This is a genomic window from Bartonella sp. CB10SXKL (assembly GCF_042195515.1).
Classification (GTDB): domain Bacteria; phylum Pseudomonadota; class Alphaproteobacteria; order Rhizobiales; family Rhizobiaceae; genus Bartonella.
In genome coordinates this window covers 1-1,066 of the sequence record NZ_JBHION010000091.1, presented here as the reverse complement: position 1 = coordinate 1,066, position 1,066 = coordinate 1, and the positions used below count along the sequence as shown (strand labels likewise).

At 39.5% G+C, this 1,066-nt stretch carries 1 pseudogene; it reads left to right on the top strand.

Features of this window, described 5'->3' with window-relative positions:
* A pseudogene (locus ACFIK3_RS09595) lies at positions 1–1,066 on the top strand (hypothetical protein); the annotation flags it as partial.

The following is a 1,066-nucleotide window of genomic DNA, read 5'->3' as shown; positions in this document are numbered from 1 at the left end:
GCGAGTTCTATCACGAATGTTCATAATGATGTAACGAATGTAGTGAGTGATAGTCTTGCCAAGCAGGATGATAAGACAAAAGTTATCACTATTGGTAAAGAAGTAGAAGGTACAGAAGTCAATATTGCCAGCAGTAAGAAAGAAGAAAGGATTCTTTCAGGTGTTAAGGCAGCAGAGAATGACAATGAAGCAGTCAATAAAGCGCAGCTTGATGCAAGTCTGAAGGAGCTTTCTAACAATCTTCAGTCAGAAGATTCAGCGGTTGTTCTCTACGATAAAAAAGAAGATGGAATAGTTGATTATAAGAGCGTAACTTTAGGTAAAGGTAAGGATGCAGGACCAGTTGCACTTCATAATGTCAAAGATGGTGCCATTGGTGAGAGTTCACATGATGCGATTAATGGTAGTCAGATCAACACAATTTCTCAGAATGTAGCCAAGTTTCTTGGTGGTGATGCGGCATTTAATAATGGCGCGTTTACAGGACCGACTTACAAGTTATCCAAGGTTGATACAGCTGGTAATATAACAAACGGCTCTTTTGATAATGTTGGTAGTGCATTTACTGGTCTTGATGATAATATCAAGAATGTGAATGCACGGATTAAGGAAGTTTCTGAAGGAGTAGCGCAGGATTCTTTATCGTGGAGTGATAAGGAAAAAGCCTTTGTAGCAAAGCATGGAGATGGATCGGAAAGAAAAAATAGCAAAATTAAGTTTCTTGAAGATGGTGTAATCTCTGCGGATTCAAGTGATGCAGTGAATGGTTCACAGCTTTTTGATACGAATAAGACTGTTGCAACTTATTTAGGTGGTGGCGCTGAATATAAGGAAGGTCAATGGAGTGCTCCAAGCTTCAAAGTTAAGACCGTCAAAGAAGATGGCAGTGCCGTTGAAGAGCAGAGCTATAATGATGTTGCGTCTGCCTTTGCTGGTGTTGGTGATTCATTCATGAATATTCATAAAGAGCTTCAGAATGAGATTAATAAAGTTGTAGGAGATAGTCTTGTTAAGCAGGATGATGCTACGAAGGTAATCAAGATAGGTGGTGAAAAAGAGGGTAGTG